The sequence below is a fragment of the Stenotrophomonas sp. RIT-551 genome (assembly GCF_026241915.1).
Lineage (GTDB): Bacteria > Pseudomonadota > Gammaproteobacteria > Xanthomonadales > Xanthomonadaceae > Stenotrophomonas > Stenotrophomonas bentonitica_A.
The window spans coordinates 1-15121 of record NZ_JAPJIU010000026.1 but is presented as its reverse complement, the minus strand read 5'-3'; the positions used below and the strand labels follow the sequence as shown (position 1 = coordinate 15121).

Annotated in this window: 11 protein-coding genes; 5 read left to right on the top strand and 6 right to left on the bottom strand. The window is 67.0% G+C overall.

The annotated features are described in order from the left end of the window. Positions 1–208 precede the first annotated feature (208 nt). The 3 genes from sucC to ORK51_RS17620 all read left to right on the top strand — a co-directional run bounded on the left by sucC (position 209) and on the right by ORK51_RS17620 (position 4273). A complete protein-coding gene (gene sucC / locus ORK51_RS17630) occupies positions 209–1378 on the top strand; it encodes an ADP-forming succinate--CoA ligase subunit beta (RefSeq protein ID WP_070425790.1) in 1170 nt (389 codons plus the stop codon). Between the two features lie 21 nt (positions 1379–1399). Beyond that, positions 1400–2275, top strand: coding sequence for a succinate--CoA ligase subunit alpha (gene sucD, locus ORK51_RS17625; protein WP_019183943.1), 876 nt, complete (start codon positions 1400–1402; stop codon positions 2273–2275). Between the two features lie 363 nt (positions 2276–2638). Beyond that, positions 2639–4273: an NAD+ synthase gene (locus tag ORK51_RS17620; protein WP_019183944.1), complete on the top strand. Its 1635-nt coding sequence runs from the start codon at positions 2639–2641 to the stop codon at positions 4271–4273. Positions 4274–4299: 26 nt separating this feature from the next. Here the strand turns inward: ORK51_RS17620 and ORK51_RS17615 are convergent, their stop codons facing one another. Next, positions 4300–5520 carry a lipase family protein gene (locus tag ORK51_RS17615; protein ID WP_266086215.1) on the bottom strand — a complete coding sequence of 407 codons (1221 nt, stop codon included), beginning with the start codon at positions 5518–5520 and terminating at the stop codon, positions 4300–4302. Between the two features lie 141 nt (positions 5521–5661). Then, on the bottom strand, positions 5662–6546 hold the full coding sequence (locus tag ORK51_RS17610; protein WP_026069896.1) for an outer membrane protein assembly factor BamD: 885 nt from the start codon (positions 6544–6546) through the stop codon (positions 5662–5664). A gap of 116 nt (positions 6547–6662) precedes the next feature. Here ORK51_RS17610 and rluD point away from each other — a divergent pair, with 116 nt between their 5' ends. Together rluD and pgeF are read left to right on the top strand one after the other, a co-directional pair. Continuing rightward, a complete protein-coding gene (gene rluD / locus ORK51_RS17605) occupies positions 6663–7658 on the top strand; it encodes a 23S rRNA pseudouridine(1911/1915/1917) synthase RluD (RefSeq protein WP_019183947.1) in 996 nt (331 codons plus the stop codon). Then, on the top strand, positions 7658–8437 hold the full coding sequence (pgeF, locus tag ORK51_RS17600; RefSeq protein WP_266086211.1) for a peptidoglycan editing factor PgeF: 780 nt from the start codon (positions 7658–7660) through the stop codon (positions 8435–8437). The genes rluD and pgeF overlap by 1 nt, the downstream gene beginning before the upstream one ends. 71 nt (positions 8438–8508) lie before the next feature. Here pgeF and otsA read toward each other — a convergent pair whose 3' ends face one another. The 4 genes from otsA to ORK51_RS17580 all read right to left on the bottom strand — a co-directional run. Next, entirely contained in the window at positions 8509–9873 is a 1365-nt protein-coding gene (gene otsA / locus ORK51_RS17595; protein ID WP_019183949.1) for an alpha,alpha-trehalose-phosphate synthase (UDP-forming), read from the bottom strand. Next, positions 9870–11651 (bottom strand): glycoside hydrolase family 15 protein, encoded by a 1782-nt coding sequence (locus ORK51_RS17590; RefSeq protein WP_019183950.1) that lies wholly within the window; start codon positions 11649–11651, stop codon positions 9870–9872. The genes otsA and ORK51_RS17590 overlap by 4 nt, the downstream gene beginning before the upstream one ends. Positions 11652–11737: 86 nt before the next feature. Further along, positions 11738–12496, bottom strand: a complete 759-nt coding sequence (otsB, locus tag ORK51_RS17585; protein WP_070427450.1) for a trehalose-phosphatase — start codon at positions 12494–12496, stop codon at positions 11738–11740. Positions 12497–12703: 207 nt separating this feature from the next. Further along, the coding region (locus ORK51_RS17580; RefSeq protein WP_429000701.1) for a TonB-dependent receptor plug domain-containing protein at positions 12704–15121 on the bottom strand (2418 nt) is incomplete at its 5' end.

Here is a 15121-nt window from a genome sequence, read left to right as displayed (position 1 = left end):
CGCGGGCGACCCGGGTGGCTGTTTCCGGCACCTGCCGCAACTGTCTGAAATTGCGCTGGAAACGGTGCCTGGCCGGTGTCTTGCCACTGACTTCTTTGCGCCTGCGCGCCGGGTCGTCCACAATAGTGGGCCCGCCGCGGTCCTTACCGGCGCCCCCGTGAGGGAGCCTTGGAGATGCGTGCGGTCGTTCCTATTCCCACGGTGACGCATGAATTTCCACGAATACCAGTCAAAACAGCTGCTTGCCGAGTACGGCATTCCCGTTCCGGCCGGCAAGGTCGCGGCTACCCCGGACGAAGCGGTTGACGCTGCCAACGCCCTGGGCCAGGGCCCCTGGATGGTCAAGGCGCAGATCCACGCTGGCGGCCGCGGCAAGGCTGGCGGCGTCAAGTTCTGCAAGACCACCGACGACGTGAAGGCCGCTGCGGCCAAGATGCTCGGCACCAAGATGGCCACCTACCAGACCGCCGGCGTTGAACTGCCGGTCAACCTGGTGCTGGTGACCACCGCCGGCGAGATCGTCAAGGAACTGTACCTGTCGGTGCTGGTTGACCGTGGCACCAAGACCATCACCTACATCGCTTCTTCGGAAGGCGGCGTGGAGATCGAGCAGGTCGCCGCTGAAACCCCCGAGCTGATCCACTCGCTCAACGTTGATTTCGTTGAAGGCGTGCAGGGTTACCACGGCCGTGATTTCGGCTTCAAGCTGGGCCTGACCGCCAAGCAGGCCGGCCAGTTCGCCAACATCATGGTGAACCTGTACAAGCTGTTCAACGAAAAGGACCTGGCCCTGGTTGAAATCAACCCGCTGGCCATCCTGGACGACGGCAACCTGTACGCGCTGGACGGCAAGTTCGACAGCGACGACAACGCCGCCTTCCGCCAGAAGGCCCTGGTCGCCATGCGCGACAAGACCCAGGAAGATCCGACCGAAGTGATCGCTTCGGAGCTGGACATCAACTACGTCACCATGGACGGCAACATCGGCTGCATGGTCAACGGCGCCGGCCTGGCCATGGCCACCATGGACGTCATCAAGCTCAACGGCGGCGAGCCGGCGAACTTCCTGGACGTGGGCGGCGGTGCGAACAAGCAGCGTGTCATTGAAGCCTTCAAGCTGATCCTGTCCTCGGACAAGGTCGAAGGCATCTTCGTCAACATCTTCGGCGGCATCGTCCGCTGCGACATGATTGCCGAAGGCATCATCGCCGCCGTGAAGGAAGTGGGCGTCAAGGTTCCGGTCGTGGTGCGCCTGGAAGGCACCAACGTGGAAGAAGGCAAGCAGCTGCTGCGTGACAGCGGCATGGCCATCATCCCGGCTGACAACATCAACGATGGCGCCAAGAAGATCGTTGAAGCTGTCAAGAACGCCGCCTGATCCCGACACCAAGGAATTCCCATGTCTGTTTTGATTAACAAGAACACCAAGGTGATCGTGCAGGGCTTCACCGGCCAGCAGGGCACCTTCCACGCCACTCAGATGATCGAGTACGGCACCCAGGTTGTTGGCGGCGTGACCCCCGGCAAGGGCGGCACCACCCACATCGACCTGCCGGTCTTCAACACCGTTGCCGACGCCGTGCAGAGCACCGGCGCGAACGCCTCGGTCATCTACGTGCCGCCGCCGTACGCGGCTGATGCGATCCTGGAAGCCGCTGCTGCCGGCATCCAGGTCATCGTGTGCATCACCGAAGGCATTCCGGTGCTGGACATGCTGCGCGTCAAGAACGTGCTGACCCGTTCGCATCCGGACACCGTGCTGATCGGGCCGAACTGCCCGGGCGTCATCACCCCGGGTGAGTGCAAGATCGGCATCATGCCGGGCCACATCCACCAGCCGGGCAAGATCGGCATCGTGTCGCGTTCGGGCACCCTGACCTATGAAGCGGTCAAGCAGACCACGGAAGTCGGCCTGGGCCAGTCCACCTGCATCGGCATCGGTGGTGACCCGATCAACGGCCTGAACTTCGTCGACTGCCTGAAGCTGTTCAACGAAGATCCGCAGACCGAAGGCATCATCATGGTCGGCGAAATCGGCGGTGACGCTGAAGAAGCCGGTGCCGAGTACATCAAGAACCACGTGAAGAAGCCGGTCGTCGGTTTCATCGCGGGCGCCTCGGCTCCGGCCGGCAAGCGCATGGGCCACGCCGGTGCGATCGCATCGGGCGGCAAGGGCACCGCCGAAGGCAAGTTCGCCGCCATGGAAGCTGCTGGCGTCGTGACCGTCCGTTCGCCGGGCGACCTGGGCGCTGCCATCGCCAAGCTGGTGAAATAAAACGCCGGCCGCACCGCGGCCGACGCGTGGGTAGAGCTGACCGCTGGTCAGCCGCCGGTAGAGCCGACCGTTGGTCGGCTGCCCGTAGAGCTGACCGTTGGTCGGCTGCCGGTAGAGCTGACCGTTGGTCAGCTGCCCGTAGAGCCGACCGTTGGTCGGCTGCATCAAACAGAAAGGCCGCCTCCGGGCGGCCTTTCTGCGTTCAAGGCGACACCCTGACGATAGGTCCCCACGGTTGTTCGGTACGCACGCCACGTCATGCCGGCCACTGACCGTCGCCGCATCGTGCTGCCGCCGAATGCGTGGTTGCCGGCCAGCGGCCGGCACTACAATGAGCGCAGTACACCTACAGGCTGGAACCCCATGACGTCGCTCCGCATTGCCCTGGCGCAGTTCGATTTCCCGGTTGGCGCGGTGGCGCAGAACACCGACAACATCATCGCGATGATCGCCGAGGCGCGCGATGAGTACGGTGCCGAGCTGGTGGTGTTCCCCGAGCTGGCGATCAGTGGCTACCCGCCGGAGGATCTGCTGCTGCGCCCGGGCTTCCTGTACGACTGCCAGCAGGCGCTGGAGCGCATCGCGGCGGCTACCACGGGAATCGCGGCCGTGGTCGGTTGGCCCCAGGCCGCCGGCGCGGTGGTCTACAACGCGGCCAGCGTGCTGCGCGACGGCAAGGTCGAACACACCTACCGCAAGCGCGAGCTGCCCAACTACGCGGTGTTCGATGAGCGACGTTATTTCGATGTCGATCCGGACGGCGGCAGCTGCGTGTTCGAGCTGAAGGGCGTGCCGGTCGGCGTGCTGGTCTGCGAAGACCTGTGGTTCGCCGAACCGCTGGCCGATACCGTCCGTGCCGGCGCACAGCTGGTGGTGGTGCCCAATGCCTCCCCGTATGAGCGCGGCAAGCACGCCCAGCGCGACGCGCTGCTGGCCGAGCGTACCCGTGAGAGCGGGGCCGCGATCGCCTACCTCAACGTGGTGGGCGGCCAGGACGCGCTGGTGTTCGATGGCGCCTCGGTGGTCGCCGATGGGGATGGCACGGTGCACCCGGCCGCCGCGGCCTTCACCGACCAGTGGCTGGTCGTGGATTACGACGCGGGTGCGCGCCGCTTCCTGCCGCGCGAGTGGATCGACGACGGCGACGAGAGCATGGATGCGCTGGCCTGGCGTGCGGTGACCCGCGGTATCCAGGACTATTGCCGCAAGAACGGTTTCAAGAAGGTCTGGCTGGGCCTGTCCGGCGGCATCGATTCGGCGCTGGTGCTGGCGATGGCGGTGGACGCGCTGGGCGCGGCCAACGTCACCGCGGTGCGGCTGCCGTCGCGCTACACGGCGGATATGTCCAACGACCTGGCGGCCGAACAGTGCCGCGCGCTGGGCGTGACGCTGGAAGCGGTCTCGATCGAGCCGGTGTTCGAAGGCCTGATGGCCGCGCTGGGCCCGATGTTCGAGGGGCAGGCGGCGGATGTGACCGAAGAGAACCTGCAGTCGCGCAGCCGCGGCGTGATCCTGATGGCGCTGTCCAACAAGTTCGGCGGGCTGCTGCTGACCACCGGCAACAAGAGCGAGTATGCGGTCGGCTACGCCACCATTTACGGCGACATGTGCGGTGGCTATGCGCCGCTGAAGGACCTGTACAAGACCGAGGTGTTCGGCCTGTCCAAGTGGCGCAACACCGTAGGCGGTGCGCCGGTGATCCCACCGGCGGTGATTTCCCGCCCGCCCTCGGCCGAGCTGCGCGCCAACCAGACCGACCAGGATTCGCTGCCGGCCTATGACGTGCTGGACGGCATCCTGTACCGCTACGTGGACCAGGAGCAGTCACGCGAGGAGATCGTGGCCGCCGGCTACGCCGCCGAGGTGGTGGACCGTGTGCTGCGCCTGGTGCGCACCAGCGAGTGGAAGCGCCACCAGGCAGCCCCGGGGCCGAAGGTCTCGCGCCGGGCGTTCGGGCGTGAGCGGCGGTACCCGATCAGTAACGGGTACAAGGGCTGAGCTGCCTGGCGAGGAGCGATTGCCGGCTACGGTGACGTATCCAGCAACGCTTCCAGTGCGGTGATTTCTTCCAACGCGTCGTAGGCGGGCGCGCCGGCCTCCAGGCGCGCGCGCACGAAGGCGAGGCCATCGGCTGCCGCCGCGTCCAGCGTGCCGCGGTGATCGACAGGGTAGGCGCGGAACGCGACCGGTTCACCGCGCAGCGCCAGGCCAGCGGCGTACAGAAGCGTGGTGACGTAGGGCACATCGCGGTCCTGGCGCCCGTGGCCGAGCATCAATGGCTGGCTGAAGCCGCGCCGTGGCACGCCCAGATAGTCGTGCAGCAGCGTCCAGATGCCAGGCACGGTGTACAACGGCGCGCTGAACATCTCGCCGGTGTTGGCGCCTTCCAGCAGCGTGCTCAGGGCACCCAGGCAGTGCTGGCGGGCCAGCGCGACGCGTGCGCGCCCGTGTTCGGACAGTACCTGGTCGATGTGTGGCGCAAGCTGCAGCAGACCGTCCAGCAGGTAGGCGTGGTACGCATTGAGCGCGCCGGGATTGGCTGTGAGGTTGTCAGGTTTCATCACCAGTGCGGTCAGTTCCACGGCAGTGGGGGTGCCGGTGGTGAAACTGCCCCGGTATTCCAGCGACGGGCCGCCGTAACCAGGCCCGATATGGCCGGCGGCGAGCGCGGCCGCCCCTCCCTGGGAGTGGCCCACCGAGACCCAGCGCGGGGCGAGGGTCGCCGGGCCGAGGTACTGACGGCTGGCCTTGATCATGTCGATGGTGTTGCGCGCAGCGGTCCCGACGTGGAGATAAGCATGCTCGCCGGGGCTGCCCAGCCCCTGGTAGTCCGCGGCTGCCACGGCGTAGCCCCGGGCCAGGAACTGGTCGAGGAAGCGGCCATCGCGCTCGGGCTGGAACGGCCCGGAAACCGATGGCGCACAGTGATCGGCAACGCCCTGGGTGCCATGCGCCCAAGAGACGACCGGCCAGCCACCGGGGGGTGCAGTGCCCGCTGGGAGGTACAGAAGCCCCGTGCCTTGGGCCAGGTGGCCGTGGTGGTCGGGCGTGCGATAGCTCAGCTTGTAGGCGTGGGCGGCACGGGAAGGCACCCAACTGGCCTGATAGGACTCGGCCGAGATGAGATCGCCTGCCTGCGACGGCGCAGTGGAACCGGCTGCACCGGCTGCACCGGCGGCGAGGCCGAGGGTGGCGGAGACGAACACGAGGGATGCGGCGCGCAGATGGACGATCTTGAGCATCATGCAGACTCCTTGCGGGCGGGTGTGGCCGTAAGGTGTCAGTCTGAATAGCGCGGATCGTTGGCGTTGAGATGCCAGTCCCAAAAGGAGCGGCTTGGGAAAGCTCCCTTGACGGAAAAGGCCCCTTTCGGGGCCTTTTTTTTCTTACTTGCGATTCATCGTGGCGTTGCGTTCACCGGTACTGGCGGACTTCTCGCCGGCAAACGGGTTCAGCTTGCGGACCATCCAGGGGTACTTCGGCCAGTTGCCCTGCAGCCACGGGTGGTCGGGCTGGTTCAGCTCGAGCACGCGGCGGGCATCGTCGGCCAGGGTCTTGTTGCCCAGGCGGGTGTAGGCCTCGCCCAGCGCGGCCACGGCGTCGTACTGGAACGCGCTCTGCGGGTAGTTTTCCAGCAGGAAGTTGGCGCGGCCCGCGGCCGAGACGTAGGCCTCGCGGCGCAGGTAGTACAGGGCGTTGTCCAGCTCGTACTGGGCGAACACGTCGCGCAGGGCGATCATCCGCTGGCGCGCATCGGCGGCGTAGCGGCTGTTGGGGTAGCGCTCGGTGACGATGGTGAAATCGGCATAGGCCTGGCGCGGGCTCGACAGGTCGCGGCGGCTCGGGTCCAGCGACCAGACGCGGCGCAGGAAGACCGTGTCGCGGTTGCCATTGGCCAGGCCGCGCAGGTAGTACATGTAGGCGATGTTGCGGTGGGTCGGGTAGGTACGGATGAAGCGGTCCACGCTGGACACCGCGTCATCGTGCTTGCCGGCCTTGTACTGCGCGTAGGCGCTTTCGATCATGGCCTGCTCGGTGTACGGGCCATACGGGTACTGGGCTACCAGGCGGCGGAAGCTGGCTTCGGCGCCGCTCCAGTTCCCCCCTTCCATGAGCTTGTGGCTCTTCTCATAGAGCGTTTCGACCGGCAGGCCTTCATCCGGATTCTTGCCCTTGGTGCCGCGGTGACAGCCGGTGGCGACGAAGAGCAGCACCAGCATCAGGGCGGCGAGGCGGACGGGCGCGGACAGCATAACGGAGCGTCGGATCATGGGGTCAGGGCGGGACGCGGCTGGAATACGAAGGGTCGATGATAGCCTAGTGGCCTGTCCCGCGACTGAAACTGGTCGGCCGGACCCCAAAATTGTCCCTATTGCGGTGTTCCCCCATGTCCGATACCCCTGCTGATTCCGATTCCCCCCGCCAGGCCATCGTGCCCGATACCGCCGCCGGCCGGCGTTTCGACGCGGTCCTGGCCGAGCTGTTCCCCGAATTCTCCCGGTCCAAGCTGACCGAGTGGATCAAGTCCGGGGACGTCCTGCTGGACGGCGACACCGTGCGCGGGCGCGACCCGGTGCGCGGCGGCGAGGTGGCCAGCCTGCATGTCGTGCTCGACACCCAGACCCATGCCGAGCCGGAGGACATCCCGCTGGAGGTCCTGTACGAGGACGAGCACGTGTTCGTGATCAACAAGCCGGTCGGCCTGGTGGTCCATCCCGGGGCGGGCAACCCGACCGGTACCCTGGTCAATGCGCTGCTGTTCCGCGATCCCTCGCTGTCGGTGCTGCCGCGCGCGGGCATCGTGCACCGCCTGGACAAGGACACCAGCGGCGTGATGGTGATCGCCCGCACGATCCAGGCGCAGACCGCGCTGGTGGAGCAGCTCTCCGCCCGTGAAGTGCACCGCCAGTATCTGGCCGTGGTGGTGGGTGCGCTGGTCTCCGGCGGCACCGCGACCGCCGGCATCGACCGCCACCCGCGCGACCGCATCCGCATGGCCGTGCGCGAAGACGGCAAGGAAGCGATCACGCACTACCGCCTGCGCGAGCGTTTCCGTGCGCACACCGCGCTGGAGTGCCGCCTGGAAACCGGCCGTACCCACCAGATCCGCGTGCACATGGCGCACCTGCGTCACCCGATCATCGGCGATCAGCTGTATGGCGGTGCGCTGAAGCTGCCCAAGGGCGCCAGCGATGAACTGGTCGCCGAGCTGCGCGGCTTCAAGCGCCAGGCGCTGCACGCTGAAACGCTGGAGTTCGTGCACCCGATCACCGGTGAGAAGATCACCAACAGCGCGCCGCCGCCGGCTGACATGCAGGCCCTGCTGCACGCCCTGCGCGAAGACAGCAAGCGCTTCGCCGAGCAGGAGCGCAACCGCCGCTGATGGACGCCACCGTGCCCGTGCTGCGCGCCGACTGGCAGGCCCAGAGCGGGGTCCATGCGCTGACCACCCTGCGTTTCGGCGCGGGCGGTTCGGTGGCGCCGTTCGACCAGTTCAACATGGGCAACCGGTACTCGGCCGATGGCGACGACCCGGCGCAGGTGCAGCGCAACCGTGACCTGCTGGTGCCCGGGCTGGGCCTCCCCTCGGCGCCGCATTGGCTGCGCCAGGTGCATGGCACCGGCGTGCGCCGCTTCACCGCGCCGCCGACCGCCACGGGTGTGGAGGCTGAACCGACCGCCGATGCCGCCGTGACCTCGGTGCCGGGCGTGGTGCTGGCGATTCTCACCGCCGACTGCCTGCCGGTGGTGTTCGCCGCGCGCGATGGCGGTGAGATCGGCGCCGCCCATGCCGGGTGGCGCGGGCTGGCCGATGGGATGCTGGAGGCCACCGTGGCCGCCCTGCAGACCCCGCCCGCGCAGCTGCAGGCGTGGCTGGGGCCGGCCGCCGGGCCGGCGCTGTACGAGATCGGCGAGGACGTGTTGAAGGCCTTCGTGGAGCGCGACGAGGGCGCTGCGGCGGCATTCGTGGCGACACGGCCGGGGCACTGGAAGGTCGACCTGTACGCGTTGGCCCGCCGGCGCCTGCAGGCCGCCGGGCTGGACCCGGCCAGCATCAGTGGCGGGCAGTACTGCACGCTGGCCGATCCGCAGCGGTTCTACTCGCACCGGCGCGACCGCCGCACCGGGCGCATGGCGACCCTGGCGTGGATCGCGCCGTGACCGTCTGAACGATCGTGACGAGCCGGCCAGCGGCCGGCACTACCGTACGCGCGTCCCGTAGCCCGGCGACGTCACCCTTCCAGGGCCTGAAGATACGTCTGCCGCCAATGATTGATGTCGTAGGTGCGCAGGTGGTCCATCATCGCCTGCCAGCGCTCCACGCGCTTCTTCAGCGGCATCGTCGCGGCCGTGGCGATCGCATCGGCCACGCCATCGAGGTCATGTGGATTGACCAGCAGTGCCTGCTTGAGTTCATCGGCAGCGCCGGCCAGCAGTGACAGCACCAGTACGCCCGGATTCTCCGGATCCTGCGAGGCGACGTATTCCTTGGCGACCAGGTTCATGCCGTCGCGCAACGGGGTCACCAGGCCCACCGCCGCCGCCCGGTAGAAGCCGGTCAGGGTGGCATGGGTGAAGTTCTGGTTGACGTAGCGCAGCGGGGTCCAGTCCGGCGCGGCATGCCCGCCGTTGATGTGCCCGGCGATCTGTTCCAGCTGGCCGCGCAGCTGCCGGTACTCGGTGACATCGCCACGGGATACCGGGGCGATCTGCAGATACGTGAGCGAGCCATGCTGGTCCGGGTGGCGTTCCAGATACCGCTCGAAGCCCTGGAAGCGTTCGGGCAGGCCCTTGGAGTAGTCCAGCCGGTCCACGCCGATCGCCAGCTGGCGATTGCGCAGGCTGCCGCGCAGGTCCTTGACCGCTGGCTTGTTCGCCCCGGCCTTGGCCTGCCGCGCGATGAACTCGGTATCGATGCCGATCGGGAAGGCCGCGGCGCGGAAGCGTCGGCCGCCGGGTGCTTCCAGCTCGCCATCGGGCAGCACCCGGCCGCCACCGAACAGGCGCACGTAGGACTGGAAACGGTCCGCATCGCGCTGGGTCTGGAAGCCGACCAGGTCATAGGCGTACAGGCTGGAGAACAACCGCAGGTGGTCGGGCATGGCCTGCAGCAGGTCCGCCGAGGGCATCGGCACATGCAGGAAGAAGCCGATCCGGCAGCCGATGCCACGCTCGCGCAGCAGCGAGGCGAGCGGGATCAGGTGGTAATCGTGGATCCAGACGATGTCGTCTTCGCGCAGCAGCGGGGCGAGCTTCTCGGCGAACAGCGCGTTGACCCGGCGGTACGTTTCGCGCGTCCCGCGGTCGTAGTCGACCAGGTCCAGCCGGAAGTGCAGCAATGGCCACAGCGTGCGATTGGCGAAGCCGTTGTAGTAGCCGTCCACATCGCGCTTGTTGAGGTCCATGGTGACGTAGCGGATGTCACCGTCCACCTGCTCATGCAGCGTGCCGCTGTTGTCGCGTACCGACTTGCCGCTCCAGCCGAACCACAGCCCGCCACGTTCCTTGAGCGCGGCGAGCAGGCCGACCGCCAGGCCGCCGGCGCGGGATTCACCGGGAACGGCGACCCGGTTGGACACGACGACCAGGCGGCTCATGATGCCTCCTGCCAGCTGCGCGACAGGCGCATGGCGGCGGTGATCAGGCCCACGTGCGAATAGGTCTGCGGGAAGTTGCCCCAGGCCTCGCCATTGTCGAAGGCCAGGTCTTCGGAGAGCAGGCCCAGGTGATTGCGGCGCTCCAGCAGCATCTCGAACATCTCGCGCGCTTCGTCCAGGCGACCGATTGCGGCAAGCGCATCGATGTACCAGAAGGTGCAGATGGTGAAGCTGGTTTCCGGTTCGCCGAAGTCATCCGGTGCCACGTAACGGTACAGCGCGTTGCCATGTTTGAGATCGCGGCCGATCGCCTCGACGGTGGCGACAAAGCGTGCGTCGGTGGCATCGATGAACCCGATGTCGGCCAGCAGCAGCAACGAGGCATCCAGGCGGTGGCCACCGAAGGTATCAGTGAAGTGCCCGAGCGCTTCGCTCCACGAGTCGCGCATGATCCGCGCATGGATGATGTCGGCTCGCTCGCGCCAGTAGGTGGCGCGGTCATCCAGCTTCAGCCGCACCGCGATCTTGCACAGGCGGTCGCAGGCGGCCCAGCACATCGCGCTGGTGTAGGTATGCACTTCGGTGCGGCCACGGAACTCCCACAGCCCGGCATCGGGCACGTCATGCAGGGTGAAGGCCTGCTCGCCGAGCGGCTCCAGCCGCGCGAAGGTGTGTGCATCGCCCGGGTCCTGCAGGCGGCGATCGAAGAACAGCTGCGTGGAGGCGAGCACCACGCTGCCGTAGACATCGTGCTGGCGCTGCACCCAGGCCAAGTTGCCGCGACGCACCGGCCCCATGCCGCGGTAGCCGGACAGCGAGGGGACTTCGCTTTCTTCCAGCTTGGCCTCGAAGCTGATGCCGTACAGTGGCTGCAGGCTGCCATCGGCGGTGGCCAGGTTGAAGATGTAGCCCAGGAACTGCTCCATCGTGCGCGTGGCGCCGAGGCGGTTGAGCGTACGCACCACGAAGGCGGCATCGCGCAACCAGCAATAGCGGTAATCCCAGTTGCGGATGCTGCCGGGCGCTTCGGGAATGGAGGTCGTCATCGCGGCGATGATCGCGCCGCTGTCTTCGTACTGGCACAGTTTCAGGGTGATCGCGCTGCGGATCACCGCGTCCTGCCATTCCAGCGGGATGGACAGATAGCGCACCCATTCGCGCCAGTAGTCGCGCGTGCGCTGGAAGGACTCCTGTACGTAGCCGCTGAGCGAACGGTTGAGCGACTCGTCCACGCCCAGTACCAGGTGCACCGGGTGGTTGAGCACGAACGGCAGGCCGTCGCGCACGAAGCGCAGCGGCACATCCGTGGTCAGGCGCAGCACGTGGTCGGGCAGCACCCAGCGGATGTGGTTGCTGCCCCAGGTCGAATCGGGAACACGCGCGCCCCAGTCGGCCAGTGGCCGGGCGCGCACGATGATGCGCGGGTTGCCGGACAGCGGGCGGACCTGGCGGATCAGGCTGACCGGCCGGTAGAAGCGGTCGTTCTGGCGCCAGCGCGGCGCGAAATCGATGATTTCCAGCGCGCCGCCATGCTTGTCGCGCAGCACGGTGCGCAGGATGGCGGTGTTGGTCAGGTAGCTCTGTTCGCTCTCGACCATGTCCTCCAGCTCGATGCCGAAGTCACCGCCCTGTTGTTGATTGGGGCCAAGCAGGGCGCAGAAGGTGGGGTCGCCGTCGAAGGTCGGCAGGCAGCTCCAGACGACGCGCGCGTGCTTGTCGATCAGCGCGCCGAAGCTGCCATTGCCGACCACGCCCAGATTCAGATCGGGTTCGCTCATGATGCAGGAAGTCTCGTGTCATGCCGCGGCGGCACACCGGTGGGGGAGACCTGCGCGCGGCGTCAGGGGGCCTTGGGGTCAAGGCATCAGTAGGCATTCTCGCGAAGCCAGGCGTGGACGCTGCGTATCGTCGGCAGCGAGAACACCGCATCGCTCGGCTCGCGCGCACCGACCAGCACGCTCCAGCCATGCAGATCATTGGCTGCGCCGAAGCCGAATTCATCGGTGAGGTCATCGCCGACGAACACCGGCATGCGATCACGGAACGGCGGCTGCAGCATCAGCTGCCGCATCGCACGCCCCTTGTCGCTGCCTTCAGGCAGGAATTCGATCACATGGTCGCCGGGCTGCAGCCGGTAGCCGCCATGCCCGCGGATATGCCGTTCGGCAAACGCACGCACGTCATTGGCGGCATGCGGAGCACCACGCCAATGCAGGGCCAGGCTGCGGCCCTTGTCTTCAACGAGCACGCCGGGATAGCCATGCGCGAACCGCATCGCCTGCTGGTGCAGGGCGTGCAGCCACTCACTGGTATCGGCGGAGGGATCGCTGCTCTGCGCGCGCTGCTCGTGGTTGCGCAGCTCATGGCCATGCAGGCCGGCGGCGGGCAGGCTCAGGGGAGCGAAGAGTTTGTCCAGCTGGGCCAGCGGCCGGCCGCTGATCAGCGCGACCGCGCCATCCAGGCGGTCGCTGATGCGCCCGATCGCTTCACGCACATCCGGCAGCAGCGCGACCGACTCGGGGTCGTCCGCGAATTCGATAAGGGTGCCATCCACGTCCAGGAACAGCGCACAGGCATCGTCCAGCAGCGGCGGCGGCGGACGTTGGGGGAAGTCGTTGGCCATGGTGACCAACATGCCAGCGTGGATGTGATCGCCAGGTCATGGCATCACCCACGCATCCTCCCGTTCACCCACGGTAGAGCCGACCGTTGGTCGGCTGCACAAACCCGGTAGAGCCGACGGTCAGCCGGCTGCACCAACCCGGGTAGAGCCGACCGTCGGTCGGCTGCACAAACCCGGTAGAGCCGACCGTTGGTCGGCTGCACCCCGTCAGAACGTATACCGCACGCGCCCGTAGTAATACGCGCCATTGCTACCGATCGGTGACAGCACGTCATACGGCAGGTTGCCGTAGTAGTAGATGTCGTCGTTGGACAGGTCCGAGTAGTTGTCGGTCAGGTTCTGCCCACCCACCGCCACGCTCCACTGCGGGGTGATCTTGAACTCCACCTCGGCATCCAGCTGCCACTCGGCGCCGTAGGTCTGGCGCGGAATGAAGCCGTCGCCGAAGTTGAACACGCGGGTGACGCTGCCATAGCGGCTCAGGCGGCTGCTCAGCGACCAGCGATCATCGGCCCAGCTGGCGGCCAGCGCGGCGCGGGTGCGCGGGGTGGCATCGGTCAGCGTATTGGTCTCTTCCACGCCGAACAGCACGTAGTCCGGATCCAGCGCGAGCAGGCCCGGCGGGGTGGCGAGCACGTTCTTCAGCGTGGTCTTGGTGTAAGCGTAGGTGCCGGTCAGCACCAGCTCGCCATCGCCCAGCGACTGCCGCCAGTTGCTCACCAGTTCCGCGCCGCGGGTGCGGGTATCGGCGGCGTTGACGAAGAAGCTGGCGCTCTGCAGGCCGGCCACGCCGAACTGCTGCTGCACGTAGTCGGTCAGCGCATCACCGGTGATGCTTTCCGATAGTGCGATGCGGTCATCGATGTCGATCTGGAAGAAGTCCAGCGAGACATCGAAGTGCTCGCCGATACGGCTGGTGAAACCCAGGCTGGTGTTGAGCGACTTCTCCGGCTTCAGGTCGGTGGCGCCCAGGCCACGCGCGATCGGATTGTTCACCGACAGCACGCGGCCCTGCACCAGCTGGCCGGCCGCGTTGTAGCCGGTGGACGTGGATTCGTAGCCGATCTGCGCCAGCGACGGGGCACGGAAGTTGTTGGAGATCGCACCGCGCAGCGCGAAGGCCGGCGTGAATTCGTAGCGCAGGCCCAGCTTGCCGGTGAGCTCGCCACCGAAATCATCGCTGTGCTCGTAGCGTGCGGCCAGATCGCTTGAGAAATGCTCACCGAACTGGCTGGACAGGCTGGCGTAGGCGCTGGCGACATCGCGCGAGAGCGAGGTCGCATCCTGCGGGGTCAGGCCACCACCGGCCTGCGAGCCGGTCGGGCGATCGGTGAACGGACCTGCGGCATAGCTGGTCGGATCGCCCGGGCGGGTCTGGTAATGGTCGCGGCGCGCTTCCACGCCCAGGCCAAGGCTGTGGGTGATGCTCTCGCCCTGCGAGAACACACGGCCGAGGTCGACGTTCGCGACCGTCAGCTCATTGCGGTAATCACCGGTCTTGAACCGGGTCGGGCTGGTCGGGCCCAGCGAGGCGTTGAGCGAGTTGCGCAGGCGGTAAGTGAACGTGTTGATGCCGTAATCCAGGCTCGCATCGTAGTTCCACTCTCCCCACTGGCCCTTCGCGCCGGCCACGGCCTGTACGTCGCGGTTTTCGCCCTCGGAGATCGGACGGTAGCCGTTCGGGTAGATCTGCGCCCAGTTGGCGTCGCTGTCCGGGTAGCGGAAGTAGTTCGCGCCTTCGCTGTCGCGCTGGTTGAAGGTGGCGAAGCTGTAGAACGTGGAGGTTTCACCGAACGGCAGCTGCGCGTTGTACCAGGCGTTCAGGTCCTTGGTCTTGCCATCGCCAAGCACGTAGTTGCGCTTGCCCTGTAGGGCCAGGTTGGTCGGGGTCTGGTCCCACGGCGGGATCTGGTCGAAGCCGGCGCGATTGGTGCCTTCGTGATTTTTCAGCTCCAGGCCCACGCGCAGGAAGCCGCCCTCATCGCCCAGCCGGGTGCCGACCTTGGCACTGGCGTAGCTGGTCTGGCCGTCGGTGAGGGTGCGGTCGATCGGCTTGAGGTCGGTGTGGTTGGCGCCGAAGCTCGCTTCGAATGCGCCGCCTTCCGGCGCGTCATCCAGGATCACGTTGATCACGCCGGCCACCGCATCGGAGCCGTACAGCGCACCGGCGCCATCGCGCAGCACTTCGATGCGCTTGATCGCGCTGACCGGGATGGCGTTGAAATCGACCGGGGTGGTGCCTTTGCCGATCTTGCTGTCGGTGTTGACCAGGGCGCTGCTGTGGCGGCGCTTGCCGTTGACCAGCACCAGCACCTGATCGGGCGAGAGGCCGCGCAGCTGGGCGGCCCGGATGTGGTCGGCACCGCCGGAGTTGGACTGGCGCGGGAAATTGAACGAGGGCAGCAGGGCCTGCAGGGCGCTGCCCAGCTCGCCATTGACCACGCCGGCCTTGCGGATGTCCTCGGCGGTGAGCACATCCACTGGCGAGGTGGATTCCAGCACGGTCCGGTCAACGGCACGGGTGCCGGTGACGATTACGGTGTCCAGCGTTTTGGCGGTGTTCGGCGCGTCCTGCGCAAGTACGTCCTGGGCCAGCAGGGGGGAGGAAAGGACGAGCGCGATGGC

Bases quoted from the DNA above. Each gene is read 5' to 3' on its own strand.
- pgeF (WP_266086211.1), top strand. From the start codon at position 7,658: ATGGACGCCACCGTGCCCGTGCTGCGCGCCGACTGGCAGGCCCAGAGC.
- sucD (WP_019183943.1), top strand. From the start codon at position 1,400: ATGTCTGTTTTGATTAACAAGAACACCAAGGTGATCGTGCAGGGCTTC.
- ORK51_RS17615 (WP_266086215.1), bottom strand. From the start codon at position 5,520: ATGATGCTCAAGATCGTCCATCTGCGCGCCGCATCCCTCGTGTTCGTC.
- ORK51_RS17620 (WP_019183944.1), top strand. From the start codon at position 2,639: ATGACGTCGCTCCGCATTGCCCTGGCGCAGTTCGATTTCCCGGTTGGC.
- otsB (WP_070427450.1), bottom strand. From the start codon at position 12,496: ATGGCCAACGACTTCCCCCAACGTCCGCCGCCGCCGCTGCTGGACGAT.
- sucC (WP_070425790.1), top strand. From the start codon at position 209: ATGAATTTCCACGAATACCAGTCAAAACAGCTGCTTGCCGAGTACGGC.
- rluD (WP_019183947.1), top strand. From the start codon at position 6,663: ATGTCCGATACCCCTGCTGATTCCGATTCCCCCCGCCAGGCCATCGTG.
- ORK51_RS17590 (WP_019183950.1), bottom strand. From the start codon at position 11,651: ATGAGCGAACCCGATCTGAATCTGGGCGTGGTCGGCAATGGCAGCTTC.
- ORK51_RS17610 (WP_026069896.1), bottom strand. From the start codon at position 6,546: ATGATCCGACGCTCCGTTATGCTGTCCGCGCCCGTCCGCCTCGCCGCC.
- otsA (WP_019183949.1), bottom strand. From the start codon at position 9,873: ATGAGCCGCCTGGTCGTCGTGTCCAACCGGGTCGCCGTTCCCGGTGAA.